Annotated in this window: 18 protein-coding genes; 8 read left to right on the top strand and 10 right to left on the bottom strand. The window is 55.8% G+C overall.

Annotated elements, in window-relative coordinates; all coding sequences use genetic code 11:
- Positions 1 to 125 precede the first annotated feature (125 nt).
- The 3 genes from IE156_RS08675 (at position 126) to efp (ending at position 3108) form a co-directional block, all read left to right on the top strand.
- Positions 126 to 1337, top strand: coding sequence for a DUF2863 family protein (locus IE156_RS08675; protein ID WP_189392104.1), 1212 nt, complete (start codon positions 126 to 128; stop codon positions 1335 to 1337).
- Position 1338: 1 nt separating this feature from the next.
- Positions 1339 to 2478 carry an elongation factor P maturation arginine rhamnosyltransferase EarP gene (gene earP / locus IE156_RS08670; protein ID WP_229841136.1) on the top strand — a complete coding sequence of 380 codons (1140 nt, stop codon included), beginning with the start codon at positions 1339 to 1341 and terminating at the stop codon, positions 2476 to 2478.
- 72 nt (positions 2479 to 2550) lie between these two features.
- Positions 2551 to 3108, top strand: a complete 558-nt coding sequence (gene efp / locus IE156_RS08665) for an elongation factor P (protein ID WP_189392103.1) — start codon at positions 2551 to 2553, stop codon at positions 3106 to 3108.
- A gap of 93 nt (positions 3109 to 3201) precedes the next feature.
- Here the strand turns inward: efp and IE156_RS08660 are convergent, their stop codons facing one another.
- The 5 genes from IE156_RS08660 to IE156_RS08640 all read right to left on the bottom strand — a co-directional run bounded on the left by IE156_RS08660 (position 3202) and on the right by IE156_RS08640 (position 8477).
- Positions 3202 to 3954 carry an SDR family NAD(P)-dependent oxidoreductase gene (locus IE156_RS08660; protein WP_189392102.1) on the bottom strand — a complete coding sequence of 251 codons (753 nt, stop codon included), beginning with the start codon at positions 3952 to 3954 and terminating at the stop codon, positions 3202 to 3204.
- A complete protein-coding gene (locus IE156_RS08655; protein WP_189392101.1) occupies positions 3954 to 4781 on the bottom strand; it encodes a PPC domain-containing DNA-binding protein in 828 nt (275 codons plus the stop codon). Before IE156_RS08655 ends, IE156_RS08660 begins: the two co-directional genes overlap by 1 nt.
- 41 nt (positions 4782 to 4822) lie before the next feature.
- Positions 4823 to 6445, bottom strand: coding sequence for an acyl-CoA synthetase (locus IE156_RS08650; RefSeq protein WP_308430471.1), 1623 nt, complete (start codon positions 6443 to 6445; stop codon positions 4823 to 4825).
- Positions 6442 to 7611 carry an acetyl-CoA acetyltransferase gene (locus tag IE156_RS08645; protein WP_189392100.1) on the bottom strand — a complete coding sequence of 390 codons (1170 nt, stop codon included), beginning with the start codon at positions 7609 to 7611 and terminating at the stop codon, positions 6442 to 6444. Before IE156_RS08645 ends, IE156_RS08650 begins: the two co-directional genes overlap by 4 nt.
- 65 nt (positions 7612 to 7676) lie before the next feature.
- A complete protein-coding gene (locus IE156_RS08640) occupies positions 7677 to 8477 on the bottom strand; it encodes an IclR family transcriptional regulator (RefSeq protein WP_189392099.1) in 801 nt (266 codons plus the stop codon).
- 230 nt (positions 8478 to 8707) lie between these two features.
- On the opposite strand from IE156_RS08640, the gene IE156_RS08635 reads away from it, so the two are divergent.
- The 4 genes from IE156_RS08635 to IE156_RS08620 all read left to right on the top strand — a co-directional run bounded on the left by IE156_RS08635 (position 8708) and on the right by IE156_RS08620 (position 13073).
- On the top strand, positions 8708 to 9718 hold the full coding sequence (locus tag IE156_RS08635) for a TRAP transporter substrate-binding protein (RefSeq protein ID WP_189392098.1): 1011 nt from the start codon (positions 8708 to 8710) through the stop codon (positions 9716 to 9718).
- 17 nt (positions 9719 to 9735) lie between these two features.
- Positions 9736 to 11598: a TRAP transporter large permease gene (locus tag IE156_RS08630; protein ID WP_189392097.1), complete on the top strand. Its 1863-nt coding sequence runs from the start codon at positions 9736 to 9738 to the stop codon at positions 11596 to 11598.
- Positions 11599 to 11609: 11 nt separating this feature from the next.
- Positions 11610 to 12440 carry an SDR family NAD(P)-dependent oxidoreductase gene (locus IE156_RS08625; protein ID WP_189392096.1) on the top strand — a complete coding sequence of 277 codons (831 nt, stop codon included), beginning with the start codon at positions 11610 to 11612 and terminating at the stop codon, positions 12438 to 12440.
- Between the two features lie 123 nt (positions 12441 to 12563).
- A complete protein-coding gene (locus tag IE156_RS08620) occupies positions 12564 to 13073 on the top strand; it encodes a GNAT family N-acetyltransferase (protein ID WP_189392095.1) in 510 nt (169 codons plus the stop codon).
- 116 nt (positions 13074 to 13189) lie between these two features.
- Here the strand turns inward: IE156_RS08620 and IE156_RS08615 are convergent, their stop codons facing one another.
- Both IE156_RS08615 and exaC read right to left on the bottom strand, forming a co-directional pair.
- Positions 13190 to 14338, bottom strand: a complete 1149-nt coding sequence (locus IE156_RS08615) for an iron-containing alcohol dehydrogenase (RefSeq protein WP_189392094.1) — start codon at positions 14336 to 14338, stop codon at positions 13190 to 13192.
- Positions 14339 to 14473: 135 nt separating this feature from the next.
- The gene (gene exaC / locus IE156_RS08610) at positions 14474 to 16000 is read right to left on the bottom strand and encodes an acetaldehyde dehydrogenase ExaC (protein ID WP_189392093.1); all 1527 of its coding nucleotides are present in this window, start codon (positions 15998 to 16000) and stop codon (positions 14474 to 14476) included.
- 242 nt (positions 16001 to 16242) lie between these two features.
- Here exaC and IE156_RS08605 point away from each other — a divergent pair, with 242 nt between their 5' ends.
- Entirely contained in the window at positions 16243 to 18141 is a 1899-nt protein-coding gene (locus IE156_RS08605; RefSeq protein WP_189392092.1) for a sigma-54-dependent Fis family transcriptional regulator, read from the top strand.
- Here IE156_RS08605 and IE156_RS08600 read toward each other — a convergent pair.
- The 3 genes from IE156_RS08600 to IE156_RS08590 form a co-directional block, all read right to left on the bottom strand.
- Positions 18092 to 18571 (bottom strand): DUF1178 family protein, encoded by a 480-nt coding sequence (locus IE156_RS08600; RefSeq protein ID WP_189392091.1) that lies wholly within the window; start codon positions 18569 to 18571, stop codon positions 18092 to 18094. The genes IE156_RS08605 and IE156_RS08600 overlap by 50 nt on opposite strands.
- A gap of 87 nt (positions 18572 to 18658) precedes the next feature.
- A complete protein-coding gene (locus IE156_RS08595) occupies positions 18659 to 20344 on the bottom strand; it encodes an ABC transporter ATP-binding protein (protein WP_189392090.1) in 1686 nt (561 codons plus the stop codon).
- Entirely contained in the window at positions 20341 to 21795 is a 1455-nt protein-coding gene (locus tag IE156_RS08590; RefSeq protein ID WP_189392089.1) for an ABC transporter permease, read from the bottom strand. The genes IE156_RS08595 and IE156_RS08590 overlap by 4 nt, the downstream gene beginning before the upstream one ends.
- Positions 21796 to 21800 lie beyond the last annotated feature (5 nt).

The raw sequence follows: 21800 nt of genomic DNA, 5'->3' as shown, positions 1-21800 counted from the left end.
CGCCGCATTTCCGGATGCGGCGGTTTTTTCATTTCACGACCGCTCCTAGGGGGCTACCCTCATTCACACACCCGGGTCGTGGCAAAGGGTAAACTAGCTTGTCCCTATACCGGTTTTGTAAGTCCATGTCGCAACTCAATTCCAAACTGCTCGCCCAACAACCCAAAGAGATTCAGCGCCTGCTCAATTACACGGACGCGCTGGTCCGTTCCGGCTCGCAGATCGAAGATCGCTACTGGCAAGGGCTAACCGCTCAAACGCTGGACAAACTCTATAGCGGACGGCGCAACAGCATCGTCGAGCAAACCCTGGAGCTACTGGGCAGCGAGCAGCAAAGCCAGCATTACGAAATTCTGATGGAACTGGCCGAGTCCCACGCCGAATGCCAGCAAATCGAGCACGATGGCGTGCTGTACGACGCCCTGTTGTTCTCCGCGCCACTGACCGCCTGGACACGTTACCAATTGCCTCAAGGCACGCTCAAACCACAACAGCACCAAGAGCTGGAAAAGGCCTTGCGCGAAACCATTCTGGCCGAAGGCACGATGTGTACCCTGCTGCCCAATCTGGTCAATTACGACGAGATGCCCCAGACCTACCAGCAGACCTACGAATGGACTCGCAGCCTGACCGCGCAAGCCCTGGGCCGCAGCCAGGAAGCCGTCCCCCTGAATAAGCCGGAAGAAGCCAGCAGCCTGCTGGCCGATGCCCGCTTTCTGATTGGTGTCGCCCTGGCCCCCGTGGGGCAGCCCTTATTCCGTTGGCAACAAAATGCGGAGGCCCTGCAGACCGAACAGCTGCGCCTCGTAGAGCAATGGATAGAGCGCTACTCCGCCATCGTCACGCCCTTGTTTACTGGCTGCCAATTGCAGTTTCTAGCCCCTAACGCCTACTACGTGAACAATCGCGAATCAGACCGCGAAATCCGCCCGCTAGCCCTGAAAGCAGGCATCACCTGGTTGCAAACCGCCGTCAAACTATCACCTGATCACTTGCGTGCCGTCATCGTCGCTTGCGGTGAAGAACAGATCGAAGAATATCGCGTGGGTTTTAGTACCATCTCCTCGCCCACCGTCATCTATGGCTGTATCTGGCCAGTGTTAAGCCAGGAAGAGGCCGAATCCTCCTTCCATAGCGAAGACCACGTTGATATTCCTGATGTCATTGCCGCCCTGCTCAGCACCTTAGGCCTGATCCAGATTCAGCGCCTGCCCGGCCTGCATTCGACCGAGACCTGCGACGATTGCAATGCGCCTTTCTTCCCGGACATCAATGGCGAGATGCAGCACCCGGAACTGCCCGACGAAATCGATCTGGACCCCGTACAACTGCACTAAATTGAATACCGTCACTGCTTCCCAACCTATATCTATTGACCTGTTTTGCCGAGTTATCGACAATCTGGGTGATATAGGCGTGTGCTGGCGGCTGGCCCGCCAGCTGGCCGCCCAAGCAGAAGTGGCCCAGCTGCGCCTATGGGTTGACGATCTGCACAGCTTTGCCCGTATCCAGGCCGATGTACGCTGCGACCTGCAAAGCCAGCACGTGCAAGGTGTGCAGATCGAACACTGGCATCCGGACCGCCACGCTTACCCGCCCCCCTACCCTTTTATTATTGAAGCCTTCGCCTGCGAGCCTCCAGAGCCGATGACGCGACCGCTGAACGACGCGGAGCACGTCTGGATCAACCTGGATTATTTAAGCGCTGAACCTTGGGTGCAGGGCTGCCACGGCCTGCCCTCCCCACAAGCAAACGGCGCCAAAAAATATTTCTTTTTCCCGGGCTTTATCCCACAAACAGGGGGGCTCTTACGTGAGGCCGACCTGCTGACCCGCCGCGACGCCTTTCAACAGGACGACCAGGCTTACCAAGCCATGCTGAATCGCCTGGGGGTGGCACAGGAACACATACAAGCCCTGCTCAAGGGCGAGATGCAGCAAATGTTCCTGTTCTGCTACCCGGATGCACCGGTACTGACCCTGCCAGAAGTGCTATCCACACTTGAGCAGAAAACCCTGTTGCTGGTGCCCGAGTCCGTCGCTCTACGCATTCCGGAGCTAGCCCAAGGCCAGTTGCTGATCCAGCGCATCCCCGCCGTCGATCAAGCCGACTTTGATCCCCTGCTCTGGCGCAGTGCGCTAAATATTGTGCGTGGTGAAGACTCGCTGGTACGAGCCATCTGGGCCGGCCAGCCCATGTTGTGGCAACCCTACGTGCAAGAAGAGCAAGCCCATCTGGACAAGCTCCAAGCCTGGTTGGACACTGGAACCTTGCCCGAAGCTGCCCAGGCCCTGCATCTGGGCTGGAGCAGTGCCGATCAAGCCGGCTCCACCGCCGCACTGGCACGGTGCCTGGAACCCCAGGTGTTGCATCTATGGCAACAAGAAGCCCGTGCATACAGTGCAAAACTAGCCGAACAAGCCGATTTGGCCAACAGCTTGCTGAGTTTTTATACCCAAGTCGCCCGAAACCGCTAAAATAGCCGATTACTTCTTAAAAGCTCCCTGACACTGCGTTTGGCGGAGCCTGTCCCATTCGGAGTTTTTTTAATGAAAACCGCACAAGAACTGCGCGTTGGTAACGTCGCGATGGTCAATGGCGACCCTCTGGTCGTTCAGAAAACGGAATACAACAAATCCGGTCGCAACTCCGCCGTTGTCAAACTGAAGTTCAAGAACCTGCTGACCGGCTCGAACAGTGAAGCCGTGTATAAAGCTGACGAAAAACTTGAAGTTGTCCAGCTTGAAAAGCGCGAATGCACCTACTCCTACTTCGCTGACCCCATGTACGTTTTCATGGACGAAGAGTACAACCAGTACGAAATCGAAGCAGAGAGCATGGGCGACGCCCTGGACTACCTGGAAGAAAACATGACCGTTGAGGCTGTTTTCTACGAAGGTCGTGCTATCTCGGTTGAATTGCCCACCATCATCGTGCGCGAAATCACCTACACCGAACCTGCTGTGAAAGGCGATACTTCCGGTAAAGTCCTGAAGCCTGCCAAGATCAACACAGGTAAAGAAATCAGCGTGCCTTTGTTCTGCAATATCGGCGACAAGATCGAAATCGACACACGCACTGACGAATACCGTAGCCGCGTGATGTAAGTAAGACGCTGTGTAGCCCAGTGCTGCACACGCAAAAAAAGGGGCTGTCTTTACAGCCCCTTTTTCCTGCCTGCTCGATTCAGCACATAAATCTCAGGCCAGCAAACCGGTGTTCACAAAACCACCGTCCACGCTGATAATCTGCCCCGTCATATATGCCGTTTTTTCTGTATCCAGCAAAAAACAGATCGCCTGCGCCACTTCACGCGGTGTGCCATAGCGATGCATGGGTACGGCAGACTTCCAGGTTTCCTGCACCTGTTCCGTATGCACCTGCATGGCCAATGGCGTCATGATGGGACCGGGACACACACAGTTCACCCGTATCCCTTCCTGAGCCAACTCATTGGCCATTACCTGCGTCAGATTGATCAAACCCGCCTTGGTGATGCCATACGCTGCACGCCCTCGGTTGCCTACCAGACCGGATACCGAGGAAATATGCACAATCGCGCCCTGCTTGTGCGCACGCATCAGCAAGGCCGCTTCCCGACTGATACTGAAAGCCGCCAGCACATTCACCTCGAAGGTCGCTCGTAGCAAGGCAGAGTCCGTATCCAGAAACGTCACGTCCCGCCCGAACCCGGCGGAATTCACCAGCCCGCCTACGGGACGTTGTGCGTGATAGTGTTGCAGCAAAGGGCCAATGCGTACCTCGTCGGTAATATCCAGCAGCTCGGCGGCTAGATGATCACCATAGTGCTTGAACTGCTCCCTCAAAGCCGCCAATTTCTCGGCGTTATTGTCCAGAGCCAGCACATACGCGCCCTGCTCCAGCAACAGCTCAACGGTTGCCTGCCCAATGCCTGACGCCGCCCCCGTCACGACCATCCAGGAATTTTGCATCAGGCTGCCTCCAGAACCATTTCAAAGGTGACTAGAACCGAATTCACCTCCGGCTTCAAACGACCACGATGCACACCGTGCTGGTAATCAATAATGATCACATCCACCTGCACTTGCTGATCGGCGGGCAGGCTGAGATCAATTCGCCCTTCCTCGATCAGGACTTCAGTGACGAAGGGCTCAACCACAAGCTCCGGTTCCAGAATCGCCCCCACCAGACTCCCGACGCCACCACGAATATCAGCACGCGTCAGACCCAGTTCCCGGCAAATATCTCGCAAGACAGCCGAGATGTTCTGATTCGGAGCCAAGGTCACGATCCAGCTTTTGGGGCTTTCGGGCTGAGCCTGGGCCGGCAGCAGCTCAGGCCTGGCCACCGGCGTGAACAAGCTGAAATTCGTCTCTGGACACGGCACAGTCTCAAACGCAGCCCCACGCACATAGGTAATGTCCAGTTCCGGCGAGCCACCCAAAATAGTTTGATCCGGCAGAATATGCCCAGCCTGCAATAGCCCTTTTGCATCGCGCCAGGCAGCATGGCAATGCAACCAGAGTTCGCCTTCACGATTACGCCCCAGGGTCACACTGGCCTGCTCAATCTGCACCGGGCCGGGGTGGGTGTAATGCTGGCTGTAGTACACCGAATGCTCGGGCGATGAAGACAGCGCTGGCATCACATAATGCAGATCCGCAAATTGCCCGCCCTTGAAACGCCCGACCGCGCTGTACAAATCATGTGTCTCTCCCGCGAGCCGAAAGGCATCCAGCAAGGAATGCCCAGCCCGCAAGGTCTGTACATAGCTGTCCGTCTGGCAAGAGGCAAGCATATACGGCTGCGCACGCCTGGTTCCAGGATGCTTGACCTCTCTTAGCATGGTGTCTCCTGCGCCAACTGAGGCAGAGATTTCAGCAGTTCCTCTTTCACCATACGCTTGGGAACCTTGCCGTAGCCAGACTTGGGCAGAGCATCCCAGAACTGGATGTACTTGGGCATCTTGTAGCGGGCGATGCGGTCTGTGAGCCAGGTACGCAGCTCTGCCTCAGTCAAAGCCGCGCCTTCTTTCAATACACAAACCGCTACCCCAACTTCGCCCCACTGGCGATCCGGCACACCCACTACCGCCACCTCGGTAATCGCGCCATGCAGCAGAATGTATTCTTCGATCTCGCGCGGGTAGATATTGGAACCGCCGGAAATGTACATATCCGAAGCTCGGCCGGTCAGATACACATAGCCGCGCTCGTCCATATGGCCGATATCGCCCGTGCGAAACCAGCCATTGCGGAAGGACTCGGTATTGGCCTTGGGATTGTTGTAGTAGCCCGCGAACACGGCTGGGCCAATCACGCAGACTTCCCCGGTTTCACCATACGTTACTTCCCGGCCCTGCTCATCCTGAATGGACACTTGCATACCGGTACGCTCGTAACCACAGCTGGCAGGATGACTGATGCTGCCATCAGCGTCCTGGTGATCAAAAGGTGGCAGTACGGTGATATTGCCCGTCACCTCGCCCAGGCCGTAGTACTGCACCAGCACAGGGCCGAACTTTTCCAACGCCAGACGTAGATCCGCCTCGTACATGGGCGCACCAGCATAAATCACATGGCGCAGGCTGGAGTGATCGTACTGATCGATATGCGGGCACTCGGCCAGCAATTTCAAAATCGTTGGCACCGTGAACAAGGTGCTGAGCTTGTACTTTTCGATCAAGGCAAAGGCTTGCTCGGTACTGAAACTGTCGCCCGGCAAGAGTACAGTTTTCGCACCACGCAACACAAGATTCAACTGATGCACGCCCGCCCCATGCGATAAGGGAGCCAATACCAGACCACCATCTTCACACCGCGTTCCCGGTAAGAGATCGGCTAAGTGATTCGTCAGAACAAACGCCATCTGCCCATGCGTTAACACGGCTGCTTTGGGTTTGCCCGTCGTCCCGGACGTAAACAGCAACCAGCAAGGGCTGTTGGAAAACACATCCTGATTGGGAGTGTGAGCACCGCTATGCTGCTCCAACAAATCCCGTACCAGCGGACGCGAATCCTTGGGCTCTGGCGTGCCGCGTAACCACATCAAATCCATATCCGGGAAATGCTGGGTGACGGTTTCTGCATGCTCAGGAAAATCTGTCTGACACAGAAACACCGTGCTGCCGGAGACTTCCACCATATGCAGCAACTCTTCCGGTTTGACGCGGAAGTTGGTTGGCACCCAAATCGCCCCCAGACGGAAGGCGGCGAACATGGAGAGGAACATCTCATTGCTATTTTTGGAGTGCACCAAAATAGCACTGCCAGCCTGCACGCCACGGGCCTTCAGGCCCGCCGCCAACGCTGACACCTGCGCGTCCAGCTCCTTCCAGCTCCAGCTTTCCTCGCCCCAGATCAGCGCAGGCTGATCCGGCAAGCGGCGAGCATTCTGAGTCAGCAGATGCGACAAATTCATGGCCCGATTCGACATGGGCTGTACCACGGCGTTTGTCATCATTTCAAGCGTTCCAGAATCGAGACATAGTTAGCCACCGCTGCACCACCCATATTGAAGATGCCCGCCAGCTCGGCCTGCGGCAATTGCATATCACCGGCCTCCTGAGCCAGTTGCATGGCAGCCATGACGTGCATGGAGACACCGGTTGCACCCAAAGGATGACCGCGTGCCTTCAAGCCACCAGACACGTTCACAGGCAGTTGCCCATCTTTACGGGTGCGACCTTCCAGAATCACCTTCCAGCCCTCGCCACGCGGGGCCAGGCCCATGGCTTCGTACTCCAGCATTTCAGCCGTGGTAAAGCAGTCGTGAGTTTCCACCAGATCCAGATCCAGAATACCCACACCGGCCTTGGACAAAGCCTGTTGCCAGGCACGATGCGCCCCTTCAAACGCAATCGGGTCGCGACGCGACAAAGGCATGAAATCATTCACCTGCACACGGGAACGGAAGCGAATTGCGCGGCGCAAGGCACGGGCAGTTTCTTCGTCGGCCAGAATCAGGGCAGCAGCGCCGTCAGACACCATGGAGCAGTCGGTACGGCGCAGCGGACCAGCAACCAAAGGATTCTTTTCCGAAACCTGATCGCAGAACTCCAGACCCAGATCACGGCGAACATGGGCATAAGGATTAGCCAAGGCATTGATGTGGTTCTTGGCAGCAATCTGCGCCAGGGAATGACTGTGATCGCCATACCGATCAAAATACGCCTGGGTGATCTGACCAAAGATTCCCGCAAACCCCAGAGGATTGTCCTCTTCCTTTCGGTAGCAACCGGAGCTAAGAATTTCAGGGATGCGGGTAGGCGGCACACCTGTCATTTTTTCTGCCCCGATGGCAATACCAATGCGGGCACGGCCACTTTCAATGGCATCCATCACGCTATGGATGGCAGCACTGCCCGTGGCGCACGCATTTTCCACGTGCACAGCAGGCGTAAAACGCAGATCCGGCTGATGCAGGGACAGCAATCCGGCCTCAAAGCCTTGAGGATTCAAGCCATTGTTATAGACACCCACGGCAGCAAAGTCGATATCGCTGGCCTGTATGCCCGCGTGCGCAATCGAATCCCTGACCACGGCTTGAATCAATTCTTCAATGTCGATGTTATCCAGCTTTCCAAACGGGGTATGTGCCCATCCCACAATACATGCGTGTCCAGACATAGTTTTCCTTGAACGTAAAAATTTGATCAATGAATCACTCACCCCTGAAAAGCCAAAACGGCACCTCAAGGGCCAGTAACTTGCTCCCCAATCTTCATGGACTCGATGACGGCTTTTTCTTCCATCAACAGCGCCACCAACTCTTCATGTCGCTTATTGCGCAAACGGCTCTCTACACTGGCAATCGCCAGAGAAGCAGGCATACCACTGGTGGGATGAGACACACACACCGCCACCCCCCAAGAGCCCTCAAAAATAAAACCGCGGTTAAAGGCATAGCCTTGTTCACGAGTCTCGGCCACCAGATCCCACAGAATGTCGGTGCTCAGTTGCGGGTAATGGCGCAAACGTTCCGCATTCGCCTCCAAGGCCTCACCAATCTGCTCATCGCTCATGGCAGCCAGAAATGCGATCCCGCTGGCCCCGCACCCCAAGGGGTGACGGTCCCCCGGTTGCAGCACATGCGAACGCAAGGGGTGATGCCCTTCCTCGCGCGACAGACACACGGTTTCATAGTCACGCCGCACGCTCAGCAAGGCACTGTCACCCGACACCTTGGCAATGCGCGCCAAGCTGCGTTCGGCAATGCGCTGAATACCAAAACGATGCGCTGCCATCAGCCCTAGGGAATAAATCTCCGGGCCGGGGAAATACTTGCGCGATACCGGGTCCTGCTCGATCAAGCCATTCCCCATCAAAGCCAGCAAAAGGCGACGGGTGGTGGGCTTGGTCAGCTCAACCTTTTTCACGACATCACTCAAGCCTATACCCTGGTTACGAAGACCAACGACCACCTGCATAACGTGCACGGCTCTATCCAGGGTTTGACTGGCAGAAATCGACTCTGGGCTCTCTTTGGAATCCATTTTTCACACTCTTTATAATATAGGTCCGTATATTGGACCATTTAGTGATTCAGATTGGAATACATGAACTGCCCTTTAGCTAAGCATTTTGGGCAGTATATTAAATATTTACGTAAATCTCGTAGGTAAAAATACTAGGTTGTCCTAACTTACGGCCTGTCTTGTAATGCGGAAGGTCAGCTTACATAAATCTATAGGTCCATTAAATGGACCCCACGGGAGATTAAAAAATGAAGCGTCGCGCATTTCTGAAAACAGTCGCTGCCAGTAGCGCCCTACCTTGGGCATTGAGCTTTTCCAAATCCGCCCAGGCAGCCGAGTTCGAGTATCGCATTGCTCATAGCGTGCCTACCCATCACCCCCTGCATATCCGCCTGGTTGAAGCCGCAGACCGTATTCGGGAACAAACAAACGGGCGCTTTGACCTACGCATTTTCCCCTCAGACCAATTAGGTTCGCAGACCGATGTGATGAGCCAAATCCGCTCAGGTGCTATTGATTTCCTATGCCTGTCCGGCGTAGTGCTCTCCACCCTGGTCCCCTCCAGCGCCATTAGCGGCTTAGGCTTTGCGTTCAAAGACTACGACCAAGTCTGGAAAGCCATGGACGGCGGTCTGGGCGAATTTATTCGCGCCGAGATCGCTAAAACCCGCTCGCTGTTCGCCTTTGAAAAAATCTGGGACAACGGCTACCGCCAGATCACCAGCTCGGGCCGCGCCGCCGCCACGCCCGCTGACATCAGCGGCATGAAGATCCGCGTTCCGCCCTCCTCCATGTGGACCTCGCTGTTCAGCTCCCTAGGCGCCGCTCCGGCCACCATCAACGCCAACGAGCTGTACTCCTCCTTGCAGACCAAAATTGTGGATGCCCAGGAGAACCCGCTGGCCGTGATTTCCACCCTGAAGCTATATGAGGTGCAGCAGTACTGCGCCATGACCAACCATATGTGGGACGGTTTCTGGCTGCTAGCCAACCGCCGCAACTTCGACGGTCTACCGGAAGACATTCAGGAAATCGTGCGCAAGAACCTGAACCAGAGCGCCGTGCAGGAACGTGCCGACTTGCTGTCCCTGTCCGAGCAACTACAAAGCGATCTGGAAGGCAAAGGCATGCAATTTGTTCAGGCTGATACCACCGCCTTCAAGCAGCGTCTGATTGATGCCGGTTTCTATGCTGAATGGAAGAAGAAATTCCCGGCAGCAGGCTGGGAGCAATTGGAATCGGTGGTCGGAAGTTTATAAGTTAAGGGCACAGCACAATGACAAATGACAGTCAGAACCTGCAGATACAGGAACGGCCATCACTGTGGCAGAAATTTGAAACTTGCTTGTTTAAAGCGACGGCCTTTATCAGTGCGATTTTGCTGGCCTTAGTCATTGTTCTTTTGCTCTCGGGCGTGGTGTCGCGCTATGTATTCCACTCCCCACTGACCTGGTCCGACGAGCTGGGCGGCATTCTTTTCCTGTGGCTGACCACCTTTGGGGCTGCCCTGGCGACTTATCGCTTTTCCCATATGCGCATGACCGCCGTGGTCTCGCGCCTGGGTAGCGAATGGGAGCCCTTTTTTACCGCTTTTGCCATCACGGCCACCACGCTGTTCTTCGCCCTGATCCTGTATCCGGCGATTGATTTTGCGATGGAAGAGGCCTTCATCACCACCTCTGCCCTAGAAATCCCCAACGCTTGGCGTGCCTCGGCCCTGCCGGTGGGTTTTGGGCTAGCGCTGATCTTTGGTCTGGGCAAGATGGCGGAAGTCATACGCCGACCTAAAGCAATTTGGGCCGTCTTGAGTGTATTTGCTCTGGCTTTAGTGGTCTGGATGATCAAACCCTACCTACAAGGGCTGGGCTACCTGAATCTGGTAATTTTCTTTGTACTGATTGTGGGTGTCAGCGTACTAGCCAGCGTACCTATTGCTTTTACCTTTGCACTGGCCACACTGGGCTATCTGGCCCTGACCACCCGCGTTCCCGTGATGACCCTGGTTGGTCGCATGGACGAAGGCATGTCGCACCTGATGCTGCTAGCCATCCCCACCTTTATTTTCCTGGGCCTGTTGCTAGAGATGACCGGTATGGCACGCGCCATGGTGCAGTTTCTGGCCAGCCTCCTGGGTCACGTCAAAGGTGGACTGTCTTATGTATTGATTGGCGCCATGTATCTGGTGTCCGGTATCTCTGGCTCCAAAGCCGCTGATATGGCCGCCATCGCCCCGGCCCTGTTCCCGGAAATGACCAAGCGCGGCGCCAAAGAAGGCGAACTGGTCGCCCTGCTATCCGCAACTGGCGCACAAACAGAAACCATCCCACCGTCTATTGTGCTGATCACGATTGGCTCGGTTGCCAGTGTCTCTATCGCTGCTCTGTTTACCGGCGGCATGTTGCCTGCGCTGGTGCTGGGTATCGGCCTGTGTGTGGTCGTAGGCTGGCGCAATCGCCACGAGGACCTGTCCAACATTCAGCGCACACCCGCCAAAGAAGCCCTGAAGCTTTTTCTGATCGCCCTGCCTGCACTGGCCCTGCCCTTCGTCATCCGTGCTGCCGTTGTTAAAGGCGTGGCCACGGCAACCGAAGTCTCCACCATCGGCATCGTCTACGCCATGATCGCGGGCCTGGTGATCTACCGCCAATTCGACTGGCGCAAGCTCTACCCCATGCTGGTGGATACCGCTGTGCTGTCGGGAGCCATCCTGATCATCATCGGCGCCGCGTCCGGCATGGCCTGGGCCTTGACCCAATCTGGCTTCTCCCGCGAGCTGGCCCAATTCATGCAAACCCTGCCCGGAGGCCGCACTGGCTTTCTAATCGTATCGGTGATTGCCTTCATTGTCCTGGGCAGCCTGCTCGAAGGCATCCCCGCCATTGTGCTCTTCGGTCCACTGCTCTTCCCGATAGCCCGGGTCATGGAAGTGCACGACGTGCACTACGCCATGATCGTGATTCTCTCCATGGGTCTGGGCCTGTTCGCACCACCATTCGGCGTCGGTTACTACACCGCCTGCGCCATCGCCCGAGTTAATCCGGATGAAGGCATCCGACCTATCTGGGGCTACATGCTGGCCCTGCTGATTGGCCTGGTCTTTGTAGTCGCCTTCCCCTGGATTTCGATTGGTTTTCTGTAAGAGATATGGCTATGACACAGCAGCACAACTCCGCCGTTTTTACGCAAAGCTTACAAGGCAAAACAGTATTGATTTTTGGGGCGGGTGCGCCGCTGGAGGATTGGAATAACGGCAAAGCGGCGGCAGTGGCGTATGCCAGCGCTGGGGCACAGGTAGTTTGTGTGGATAAGGATCTGGCGGCGGCTAAACGCAGTGCGGATCATATTCTTGGGGAAGGTGGAGAAGCGCTGGCTTTGGAGGCGGATGTTTGTGATACCGAAACGGTGGAACGAACAGTCGCTTTAGCTATCGAACATTTCGGGAAAATCGACGTCCTGCATAACAACGTAGGCATTGCGCCTGCGGGTGGGCCATTGGATATCGACGATGCTCTATTTCAAAAGACCATGGATATTAATGTCGGATCTATTCTTCGAACCACCCGCGCTGTATTGCCGCACTTCCTGAAACAAGGCTCAGGGGTGATTACTAATATATCTTCCCTGGCTTCAATCCGTTGGAGTGGCTACTCTTACTTCGCCTATTACGCGTCTAAGGCGGCGCTGAATCAGGCTACCGTTGCTACGGCATTGGAGTTTGCTGATAAAGGAATACGGGCGAATGCCATTTTGCCAGGGGTGATTGATACGCCACTGGTTTATCAGCAGATTGCGGCTCAGTATGATTCGGTTGAACATATCAAGGAGCAGAGGGCTAATGCGGTGCCAATGAAGAGGACAGGGACGCCGTGGGATATTGCGAATGCAGCGGTGTTTTTGGCTTCGGATGCGGCGGGGTTTATTACAGGAGTTTGTCTGCCGGTGGATGGGGGGCACTCTTGTGCTATGCCGGGGATGAGGTGACGATTAATTCCGAGTGATAGACATACTTCACAACAGTCTGCAATCGGCCACAAGCGGACGTTGATTGGGAGAGGTCAGATCGGTGACAATCTAAGCCTGCCCATGTTTACACGATGGAGACCCATGAGCATCATTCAGATACGTCGAGTGACTCCCACTGACGCCGCCGACTTAATTGCCGCTAACTTAGCAAATCAAGACTACCACTTGCCTTGGGTCACACCCTTTACGGATAAGGCGGGATTCGATAATTGGTTTTCCCGTGGCCTCACTGGACCGAACGTCGGTCTCATTGCGCGAGAAGTGGCATCTAAGAAAGTTATTGGCGTAGTAAACATTAACGAGATAGTCGCAGGGGCTTTTCAGAGTGCATATCTCGGGTACTACGGGATGCAGGATTTCGCCCGAACCGGGTTGATGACTCAGGTGCTACGAGCGGCTGTGGACTATGCTTTCAGCGAACTGGGCTTGCATCGGCTGGAGGCGAACATCCAACCTGGGAATGCAGCTTCGATCGCACTTGTGCGTCGGGTGGGTTTCAAATATGAAGGCTTTTCGCCAAGCTATCTCTGCATAAACGGCGAATGGCGAGACCATGAGCGTTGGGCTTTGCTTGCCGATCTGTACAAATAGGTGAGCTTCCCCTCTGCGTAAAGCCGACAGGCGGCTTCGGGTCGAAAGCAGTCATACCCAATACGACTCCTCGTCATCCAGCAAGCAGAAAAGGAAGGGCTTTCAGCCCTTCCTCTCTACCTCACCCCAAACGCCTCCTCAAAAATCCCCATAATGGTCTTCTTATCTGTCTGAATCGGATTAGTTGCCCCACAGACATCCTTGAGCGCGTTATCCGCCAGAACCGGGAAATCCTCTCGCTTCACGCCCAGTTCTTCCAGCGACTTCGGAATCCCCACAATATCCGCCAGCTTTTTAATCGCTGCGATAACATCCAGGCCTTTCAAATCTGCATTGTTATCCGATAGCAGCTTGCCGATTTCATTCAGACGTTCCCCCGCCACCTGCATATTGAAAGCCTGCACATGTGGCAGCAGCAGTGCATTACAGACTCCATGTGGCAGATCGTAGAAACCGCCTAGCTGGTGCGCCATCGCGTGTACATAACCCAGCGACGCATTATTGAATGCCATCCCTGCCAGGAACTGCGCATAGGCCATTTGTTCACGAGCTTTCTTGTTATGTGGCTCACGCACTGCGACGGGCAGATATTTGGCGACCAGCTCTACCACTTTCACCGCACAGGCGTCGGTGATGGGGGTGGCGATTGTGGAGACGTAGGCTTCGACGGCGTGAGTCAGTGCATCCATGCCAGTTGCAGCGGTTAACGATGCAGGCATGCCTTCCATCAGGTCGGAATCGTTCACTGACAGGAAGGGTGTGATGTGGCGGTCGATGATTGCCATTTTTACGTGGCGGGTTTCGTCGGTGATGATGGTGAAACGTGTCATCTCTGACGCTGTGCCTGCTGTGGTGTTGATTGCCAGCAGTGGCAGTTGCGGCTTGGCGGATTTATCTACGCCTTCGTAGTCAGCAATCTTGCCGCCGTTGCTGGCGACCAGGGCGACACCTTTGGCACAGTCATGCGACGAACCGCCACCCAGGGATACGATCAGGTCTGCGCCGTGCGCTTTCAAGGCATCCAGGCCTGCATTGACGTTGCCGACCGTAGGATTAGGCTGCACCTTATCAAAAATCGCGGTATTGATACCTTGCGCAATCAGCTTGTCAGCCACCAGTTTCGCCATACCCAGCTTGGCCAGATCGGCATCAGTAATGATCAGAGCTTTTTTGAAACCCATTTTCCCGACAATCGGCATGGCCTGATCCAGCGCGCCGGGACCCAGGATATTGTGCGAAGGGATAAAGAATTCCGAGACTGTCATTGTGCGTATTCCTTATTGATGATCGAAGAGATTCCTTGCGGCCCTCTGGGATAAACACATAGCAAGCGCGCAAGAAGGGCATCCCCCCATATTGCATGGGGGGAGGTCTGACTACACTACGAATAGATCAAAGGATCAGAAGAAGCCCAGGGCGTTCGGGCTGTAGCTGACCAGCAAGCATTTCGTTTGCTGGTAGTTATTGAGGGCCATCTTGTGGGTTTCGCGGCCGATGCCGGATTGCTTGTAGCCACCGAAGGCGGCGTGAGCGGGATACAGGTGATAGCAGTTGGTCCAAACGCGGCCAGCTTCAACGCCACGGCCTACGCGGTAGGCACGCGAGCCGTCGCGGCTCCAGACGCCAGCACCCAGACCAAACTCGGTGTCGTTGGCGATGGCGATGGCTTCTTCTTCGTCCTTGAAGGTGGTCACAGCGGCCACCGGTCCGAAGATTTCTTCCTGGAAGGTACGCATGCTGTTTTTACCCAGCAGCATGGTGGGGCTGATGTAAAAACCATCGTCCAGGCCTTTACCCAGTCGATTGCGCTCACCACCAACCAGGCGTTGGGCGCCCTCTTCACGGCCCAGATCGATATAACCCAGGATGCGTTCCATTTGTTTCTCGGAGACTTGTGCGCCAACCATGGTTCCAGCGTCCAGCGGATTGCCCGCTTGAATGCGTTTGACGCGCTCTACGGCACGCTCGATAAAGCGTTCGTAAATGGATTCCTGAATCAGGATGCGTGATGGGCATGTGCAGATCTCGCCTTGGTTCAGGGCGAACATGCTCAGACCTTCCAGGGCTTTGTCCAGGAAGGCGTCATCAGCCTGCATGACGTCTTCAAAGAAGATGTTGGGGCTCTTGCCACCTAGTTCTACCGTGGCAGGAATCAGGCGATCAGCCGCCGCGTGCAGAATTTCTCGACCAACTGGCGTGGAGCCGGTGAAGGCGATTTTGGCGATACGCTTGGAGTTGGCCAGGGCATGGCCTGCTTCTTTTCCGTAGCCGGTGACGACGTTCAGAACGCCTGCAGGTAGCAAGTCGCCAATGATTTCCATCAGCAAAAGGATGGACGCGGGGGTTTGCTCGGCGGGCTTCAGGACGATGGGGCAACCGGCAGCCAAGGCTGGGGCCAGTTTCCAGGCGGCCATCAGCAATGGGAAATTCCAAGGGATGATCTGGCCAACCACGCCGATAGGCTCATGGAAGTGGTAGGCGACAGTGGTACCGTCGATATCCGAAAGGCTGCCTTCCTGAGCGCGCAGGCAACCGGCAAAGTAACGGAAATGGTCGACAGCCAAGGGCAAGTCAGCAGCACGGGTTTCACGGATAGGTTTACCGTTGTCGATAGTTTCGGCTACAGCCAGACGTTCCAGGTTTTGCTCGATACGGTCTGCAATGCGCAGCAAGACAGCAGAGCGTTCGGCAGGTGACGTATTCGCCCACTGCTTGCGTACTTTGTGCGCGGCGTCCAAGGCCAAGTCGATATCAGCCGCACCCGAACGCGCCACCTGGCAAAACACCTGGCCTGTCACTGGCGAGACGTTATCAAAATACTCGCCTTCAACCGGCGGTACCCAGCGGCCACCAATATAGTTGTCGTAACGGGATTTGAAGGGGAACTCCAGATCCAGGCCCATGGATTTGAGATCGGACAGATTCATGATGTCTCCTTATTGATTTAGTTAAGTGTCACAAGACGCGCACCGTAGAGAAAGGTTAGGGGTGCCTTTATCCTGTTTTAACTAAAGCAAATAACGTGCCAAACTAAGTAGCGATTGTCCCGACTCGCTCCTGGGCTTGCCCGCCTCCATAATGGAACGACCTCCAGTCGCAGGCTGCGACAGCTACTGTCGCAAAACGCGTGCACTGTCGCAGGATGCGACACCCTTCCCGGAGCACTCTGATGACATCTTTACCTTCGTTTTGCCCGCAAACCAACGAAACCATGTGGCGTCAGTCCTGGGAGCGCTGTCAGACGATGGAGTCGGAGCTAAGCGCCGCGCCTAGAGACATGAGTCAGGGCGCACTGCGACAGTTATTGGAACAGCAGCACCACTTGATGCACCACTCCTCTGCAGCCGTTCAGGATTTGGCCGCGCTGGTACATCCGCATCGCAGCCTAGTTTTATTGTGCGATGCACAAGGCACGGTGTTGCAACAGGCGGGCGACCCGCATTTTTTACAGCGGGCTGAGCAGGTAGCCTTACGGGCTGGTGTCAGTTGGGCGGAGAATCATCGCGGCACGAATGCAATTGGTACCGCCCTGGTTTGCGCGCAGCCCATCAAGATTCATGGTAGCCAGCATTACCTGCCGGATAACCGGATTTTGAGCTGCCATGCCGCCCCCATCTACGACCCGTATGGTCAGATTATCGGTGTGCTGGATATTTCCGGGCCGTCGGAGCTGGAGCATCATTACGCTCTGGACTTGGCACAGCTATACGCTCGTCAGATCAGCCGTCAGATGCTGGAATCCCTGTGCACACCGACGCGTCGTCTTTTGCATCTGCATACTGACCCTGGCCTGCTCAATAGCGCTTTTAGCGGTCGTCTGGTGTTGGAGGACGACATGATTGTGGCCGCCGACGAACTGGCGGCTCATTTATTGCGGCAGGATTGGCAGGAGCTGCCGGGTCAGGATCTGAATTCAGTATTGGATCAAGCCAAAAACACCAGTCGGCCAGTGACGCTGCACCTAAGCACGGCGACAAAAACTCGCCCCCCTGTCCGTCCCGTTCAAACTCAAAGCGTTACGGCAGATACCCCGCAGCTTTCTCCTCAACAAGAAAATGCACTAGAACCGGCGGTACGAGCCATGCAAATGGGCTTGTCTATCTTGCTAAGCGGCCCCAGCGGCTCGGGTAAGGAACGGATGGCACGTGAACTGCATCGCCGCCACAAGACTCAGTCCGGCCCTTTTGTGGCCATTAACTGCGCTGCACTGCCCGAAAGTCTGATTGAAGCTGAGTTGTTTGGTTATGAGGCGGGCGCGTTTACCGGCGCGCGTCGTCAGGGCTATGCCGGTAAATTGCGTCAAGCTCATGGTGGCGTGCTGTTTTTGGATGAGATTGGCGATATGCCAGTAGGTCTGCAAAGCCGCTTGCTGCGGGTTCTGCAAGAGCGTGAAGTGCAGGCACTGGGATCAGAACGTACGCACAGGCTGGACTTCCAGCTGATCAGCGCCAGTCATCAACCTTTAGAAACCTTGGTATGCGATGGGCGATTCCGGGCTGACTTATATTTCCGGCTGCAAGATTACATCTGCAAGGTGCCCAGCCTGCGTGAACGTGCAGACCTGGGCGACTATATTTCCAAAGAGCTGACTGTACTGGCCCAAGGTCAGGCTGCGCCCCAGCTACATCCAGAAGCCCTACAGCGGCTGCAAGACTATGACTGGCCCGGCAACTATCGCCAACTGCGCTCGGTACTTTTGCAAATCATTGTGCAGGATACCCCCGGGCGTCTCTGGCGGGCGCAAGATCTGCCTGCCCTGCCGTGTCTACGCTCTGAACATAACTCCATGATGGCTCCGACTCTTGCGCCGGACAGCGCGAATCGCGTAATCAGCAACTACACCGCTATTTCTGCTGTCCCCGGCACTATTCCCAAGGCACAAACCTTGAAGGAACAGGAATACGCGGCCGTGCAGCAGGCCTTGGAACAGCATCAGGGGAATATTTCACAAGCAGCGCGTGCCTTGGGCTTGCATCGCAGCACTTTGCATCGGCGGCTGAAAGAAATGACGCAGCTAATTACTGCAGGCGATCATCATCCAGAAAGTCAGGAATCGGCATGGCAATAATGCCGTCTTCAGCCAGATCCTGATATTCCTGCACAGTAGCCTGACCGCGTATGGCTCGCGGCTCACTATCACCTTCGTGCATGCGACGCGCTTCCTGAGCAAACTGGGTGCCCACATTGTCCGACTTGCGAATGACCGAGCGCAGTTCTTGTAAAAGCTGGCCTTGAATCGCCCGCATTTGCTCTTCGGTCGGCATGGTTGAAGGCAGGGGCGCTGGCACTGGGGCACTACTGACAGGTGCGCTGATGCTTTCTTGAGCACCCACATTGATACGCGGAGCCGAGAGCTTGCGTTTGACCTGATGGCTGTCGCAGACGGGGCAACACAATAGCCCACGACCAAGCTGCTCATCGTAACTATCGCGTGAGCTAAACCAACCCTCGAACACATGGCCGAGTTCGCATTCAAGATCAAAAACCTTCAGACTCATAATGTGTGTATCAATGGGCGGAAAGACCGCCGTATTGTGGCATACAAGTGCCGGGGGAATCAGCGCTACCCCCGCCTGCAGTGGGGCTTAACGGGGAACAGCGGCCAGCAAGCGCTGAGTCAACTCTTCCTGTGGATTGAACAATACCTGCTGCGCACTGCCCTGCTCCACAATACGGCCTTTGGCCATGATAGCAATGCGATCCGCCAGATATTCCACCACCCCGAAGTTATGGGTAATGAACAAATAAGCCAAACCCAGTTCCATCTGTAATTCGCGCATCAAATCCAGAATCTGTGCCTGTACGGATACATCTAGGGCAGAGGTGGGCTCATCGCAAATCAGGACGGCTGGCTCTACCGCCAAAGCTCGTGCAATGGCAATGCGCTGACGTTGCCCACCGGAAAACTCATGTGCATAACGCTCTAAGGCGTTCTTAGGCAGACCGACCTGATCCACTAAAGTTTCAATACGTTTGCGACGCGCCTGGGTATCCAGGTCGGGACGTAGCGCGGTCAGGCCTTCCAGCAAAATATCGCCCACCATCATGCGCGGGTCCAAAGAGCCGTAAGGATCCTGGAAAATGATCTGCAAGCGTGACCGCAGTTGCCGCAGCGCCTTGCCTTTAACCTGCAAGACATTCTGCCCCTGCATGTGCACTTGCCCGCTGATCTGCGCCTGATGATCCAGCAAGCGCATCAAAGTACGCGCCACAGTACTTTTACCGCAGCCGGATTCGCCTACCAACGCTACGGTTTCACCTTTATGCAGTTGCAGGCTCAAATCCTTAACCACGGGAATGACGGGCAAACGCCGCCACCAGGACCCAGCCTGCTTATAGGCAACTGACAAGCTTTGGATATCCAGCACCAGCTCTTTGCTGCTATTACGCGCTGCCACGGCCTCGATGGGTGCGGCGGCGCGAGACAAGGGCCGGCCACGTTTTTCAAACGTAGGAATAGCGTCCAGCAATTCTTTTGCATAGGGGTGACTGGGGCGCAGAAAGAACTGGCTGGCCAGTCCCGCTTCCACAATTTGCCCATGGCGCATCAAGGCCACATAGTCCGCATACTGCCGCACCAGCAATAAGTCGTGCGTAATCAGCAAGATGGCTAGACCCATCTCTTTCTGTATATCGGACAACAACTGCAAAATCTGCGCCTGAACCGTTACGTCCAGCGCTGTGGTGGGCTCGTCAGCCACCAACAAATCAGGCTCCGCAGCCAAAGCAATCGCAATCATGACGCGTTGCTTTTGTCCGCCAGAAAACTGAAAGGGAAAGTCGTCGTACCGTTGTGCCGCGCCGGGAATGCCAACGCGTTCCAGCCATTTAATGGCCGTTGCCCGTTCCTGTCCGGCAGGGACCACGGCGTGACGTCGGATCACCTCACTGATCTGCCGCCCAATGGACATGACCGGATTCAGGCTGGTGGACGGTTCCTGGAAAATCACACTGACACGTTTGCCGCGCACGTCCTGCATTTGCTGCTCGGGCAACAACGGTAGCTCCAGTCCATCCAGAGCAATGCTGCCGGACTGCATCCAGGCGGCCTCTGGCAACAGACGCAGAATCGCCATGGCCGTCATGCTTTTACCGCAGCCGGACTCCCCCACCAAGGCAAAGGTTTCACCTCGCTGTACGGCCAGGGACAAATTACGCACCACGCTCTGGATACCAGCGTCGGACTGTACACGCAGCTCCAGCTTATCGATCTTCAACACAGCGGGTGTGGCAGAGGGTTTCACGGCGGAGACACTTTCAAGCTGGCTCATACCTTGGCTCCTTCTGTGCGACGCACTCGCAAGGCTTTAAAACGGCGGGTACGCGGATCAAAGGCAGTTTGAACCGCATCGGCAAAGATGTTTGCAGACAGTACTAGCCCCAACATCATGACAAACGCCCCCGCCAGCCCCCACCAGATAATAGGATCACGGGACAACTCGCTGCGAGCGGCATCAATCATGCGCCCAAAAGACGGCATGCTCGGGTCCACGCCTATACCCAGATAGGACAGCACCGCTTCATACAGCACCAAGCCGGAAAACTCCAGAATCAGGGTAATCAAAACGATGTGCATCACGTTGGGCAGCAAGTGACGGAACATGATGCGCAGGTGGCCCACACCAAAGGCTTGAGCCGCCTGAACATAGTCCAGCTCGCGCAGTTTCAACACCTCGGCACGCAGCAGACGGCACAGGCCTGCCCAACCAGTCAGCCCCAGAATCAGGCACAGCATGAACAGGCGCAAGTCAGCGCGGGCCGCTACGGTATCAAAGCTGTCGGGATGAGTGTCGATATAAACCTGCATCATCAAGACGCAAGCGGCGATCAACAAAACCCCAGGGATGGAAGTTAGGGTGGTGTAGATGTACTGAATGACATCATCCACCCAGCCGCGGAAATAGCCTGCGGCCAAGCCCAGGATAATGGCGGGCGGCAACATGGCAAAGGTGGTTAAGGTGCCAATCACCAAGGCGGTACGTATACTTTTCAGGGCCTGCCAGATAATGTCGTTGCCGGTACGATCCGTGCCCAACACGTAATAGTTGGCGCTGAGGCTGACGACCAAGCAAAGCATCAGCATCAAGGCGCAGGCACTGAACCAGACCAGCCGCCAGTTGACCAAACCTTGCCCCTGCCACCAGTACCGCCAAGCCGCCCCCCAGCCCGGTTCCATAGACTGTTTGCGTCCCCAAAGGGTCAGCAGCAAGGCTAGAACAAGGCTAGAGGCTACGCCCCAGCCCAGCCCTTTGGCACTTAGCCGCAAGATATCGCGTTGATGCTCGACGGGTGTGTCCATGCCCACCCCGGCATTGACTAGACGCGGGAAGTCTCGAACCGGCCGGCCACCAATCAACATGCTCTCTTTGGTCAGCTGAAAACGTGCCAAGGGAGCGGAATAGGTTTTTTCAAGCTCAGTCAGCCCTGCTTTTTTTAAAATATCGTCCAGGGCCGAGCGGGCCACGGGCGCGTAGCTGGGCGCGCTGGCCTCCTGCCCTGGAACCGCCGGTAACAGCGGCCGATAATGAATGGAATCCAGCAGGCCGACCAGCAGGAAAAAGATTAGGAATACGGCTGCACACATGGCTGACGGTGTACGCGCCACGCTGGCCCAGGCCGAGCGCAAAGCAGGACGCCTGACCACGCGCCAGGTGTAAAGCGCCATGGCCAGAAACAGTGCCAGCACAAAGGTATCGGTCCAGAGAAAGACGAACTGTGGCATGGCGG

Source organism: Alcaligenes pakistanensis (assembly GCF_014652815.1).
Taxonomy (GTDB): Bacteria; Pseudomonadota; Gammaproteobacteria; order Burkholderiales; family Burkholderiaceae_B; genus Alcaligenes; species Alcaligenes pakistanensis.
Note: the sequence above shows the minus strand (reverse complement) of the source record. Positions and strands in the feature narration are given on the sequence as shown.

Coding starts and splice junctions, on each gene's coding strand:
- IE156_RS08620 (WP_189392095.1), top strand. CDS start 12,564: ATGAGCATCATTCAGATACGTCGAGTGACTCCCACTGACGCCGCCGAC.
- IE156_RS08590 (WP_189392089.1), bottom strand. CDS start 21,795: ATGCCACAGTTCGTCTTTCTCTGGACCGATACCTTTGTGCTGGCACTG.
- IE156_RS08635 (WP_189392098.1), top strand. CDS start 8,708: ATGAAGCGTCGCGCATTTCTGAAAACAGTCGCTGCCAGTAGCGCCCTA.
- exaC (WP_189392093.1), bottom strand. CDS start 16,000: ATGAATCTGTCCGATCTCAAATCCATGGGCCTGGATCTGGAGTTCCCC.
- IE156_RS08660 (WP_189392102.1), bottom strand. CDS start 3,954: ATGCAAAATTCCTGGATGGTCGTGACGGGGGCGGCGTCAGGCATTGGG.
- IE156_RS08640 (WP_189392099.1), bottom strand. CDS start 8,477: ATGGATTCCAAAGAGAGCCCAGAGTCGATTTCTGCCAGTCAAACCCTG.
- IE156_RS08655 (WP_189392101.1), bottom strand. CDS start 4,781: ATGCTTGCCTCTTGCCAGACGGACAGCTATGTACAGACCTTGCGGGCT.
- IE156_RS08615 (WP_189392094.1), bottom strand. CDS start 14,338: ATGACAGTCTCGGAATTCTTTATCCCTTCGCACAATATCCTGGGTCCC.
- IE156_RS08595 (WP_189392090.1), bottom strand. CDS start 20,344: ATGAGCCAGCTTGAAAGTGTCTCCGCCGTGAAACCCTCTGCCACACCC.
- IE156_RS08625 (WP_189392096.1), top strand. CDS start 11,610: ATGACACAGCAGCACAACTCCGCCGTTTTTACGCAAAGCTTACAAGGC.
- IE156_RS08645 (WP_189392100.1), bottom strand. CDS start 7,611: ATGTCTGGACACGCATGTATTGTGGGATGGGCACATACCCCGTTTGGA.
- IE156_RS08630 (WP_189392097.1), top strand. CDS start 9,736: ATGACAAATGACAGTCAGAACCTGCAGATACAGGAACGGCCATCACTG.
- IE156_RS08675 (WP_189392104.1), top strand. CDS start 126: ATGTCGCAACTCAATTCCAAACTGCTCGCCCAACAACCCAAAGAGATT.
- efp (WP_189392103.1), top strand. CDS start 2,551: ATGAAAACCGCACAAGAACTGCGCGTTGGTAACGTCGCGATGGTCAAT.
- IE156_RS08605 (WP_189392092.1), top strand. CDS start 16,243: ATGACATCTTTACCTTCGTTTTGCCCGCAAACCAACGAAACCATGTGG.
- IE156_RS08600 (WP_189392091.1), bottom strand. CDS start 18,571: ATGAGTCTGAAGGTTTTTGATCTTGAATGCGAACTCGGCCATGTGTTC.
- IE156_RS08650 (WP_308430471.1), bottom strand. CDS start 6,445: ATGATGACAAACGCCGTGGTACAGCCCATGTCGAATCGGGCCATGAAT.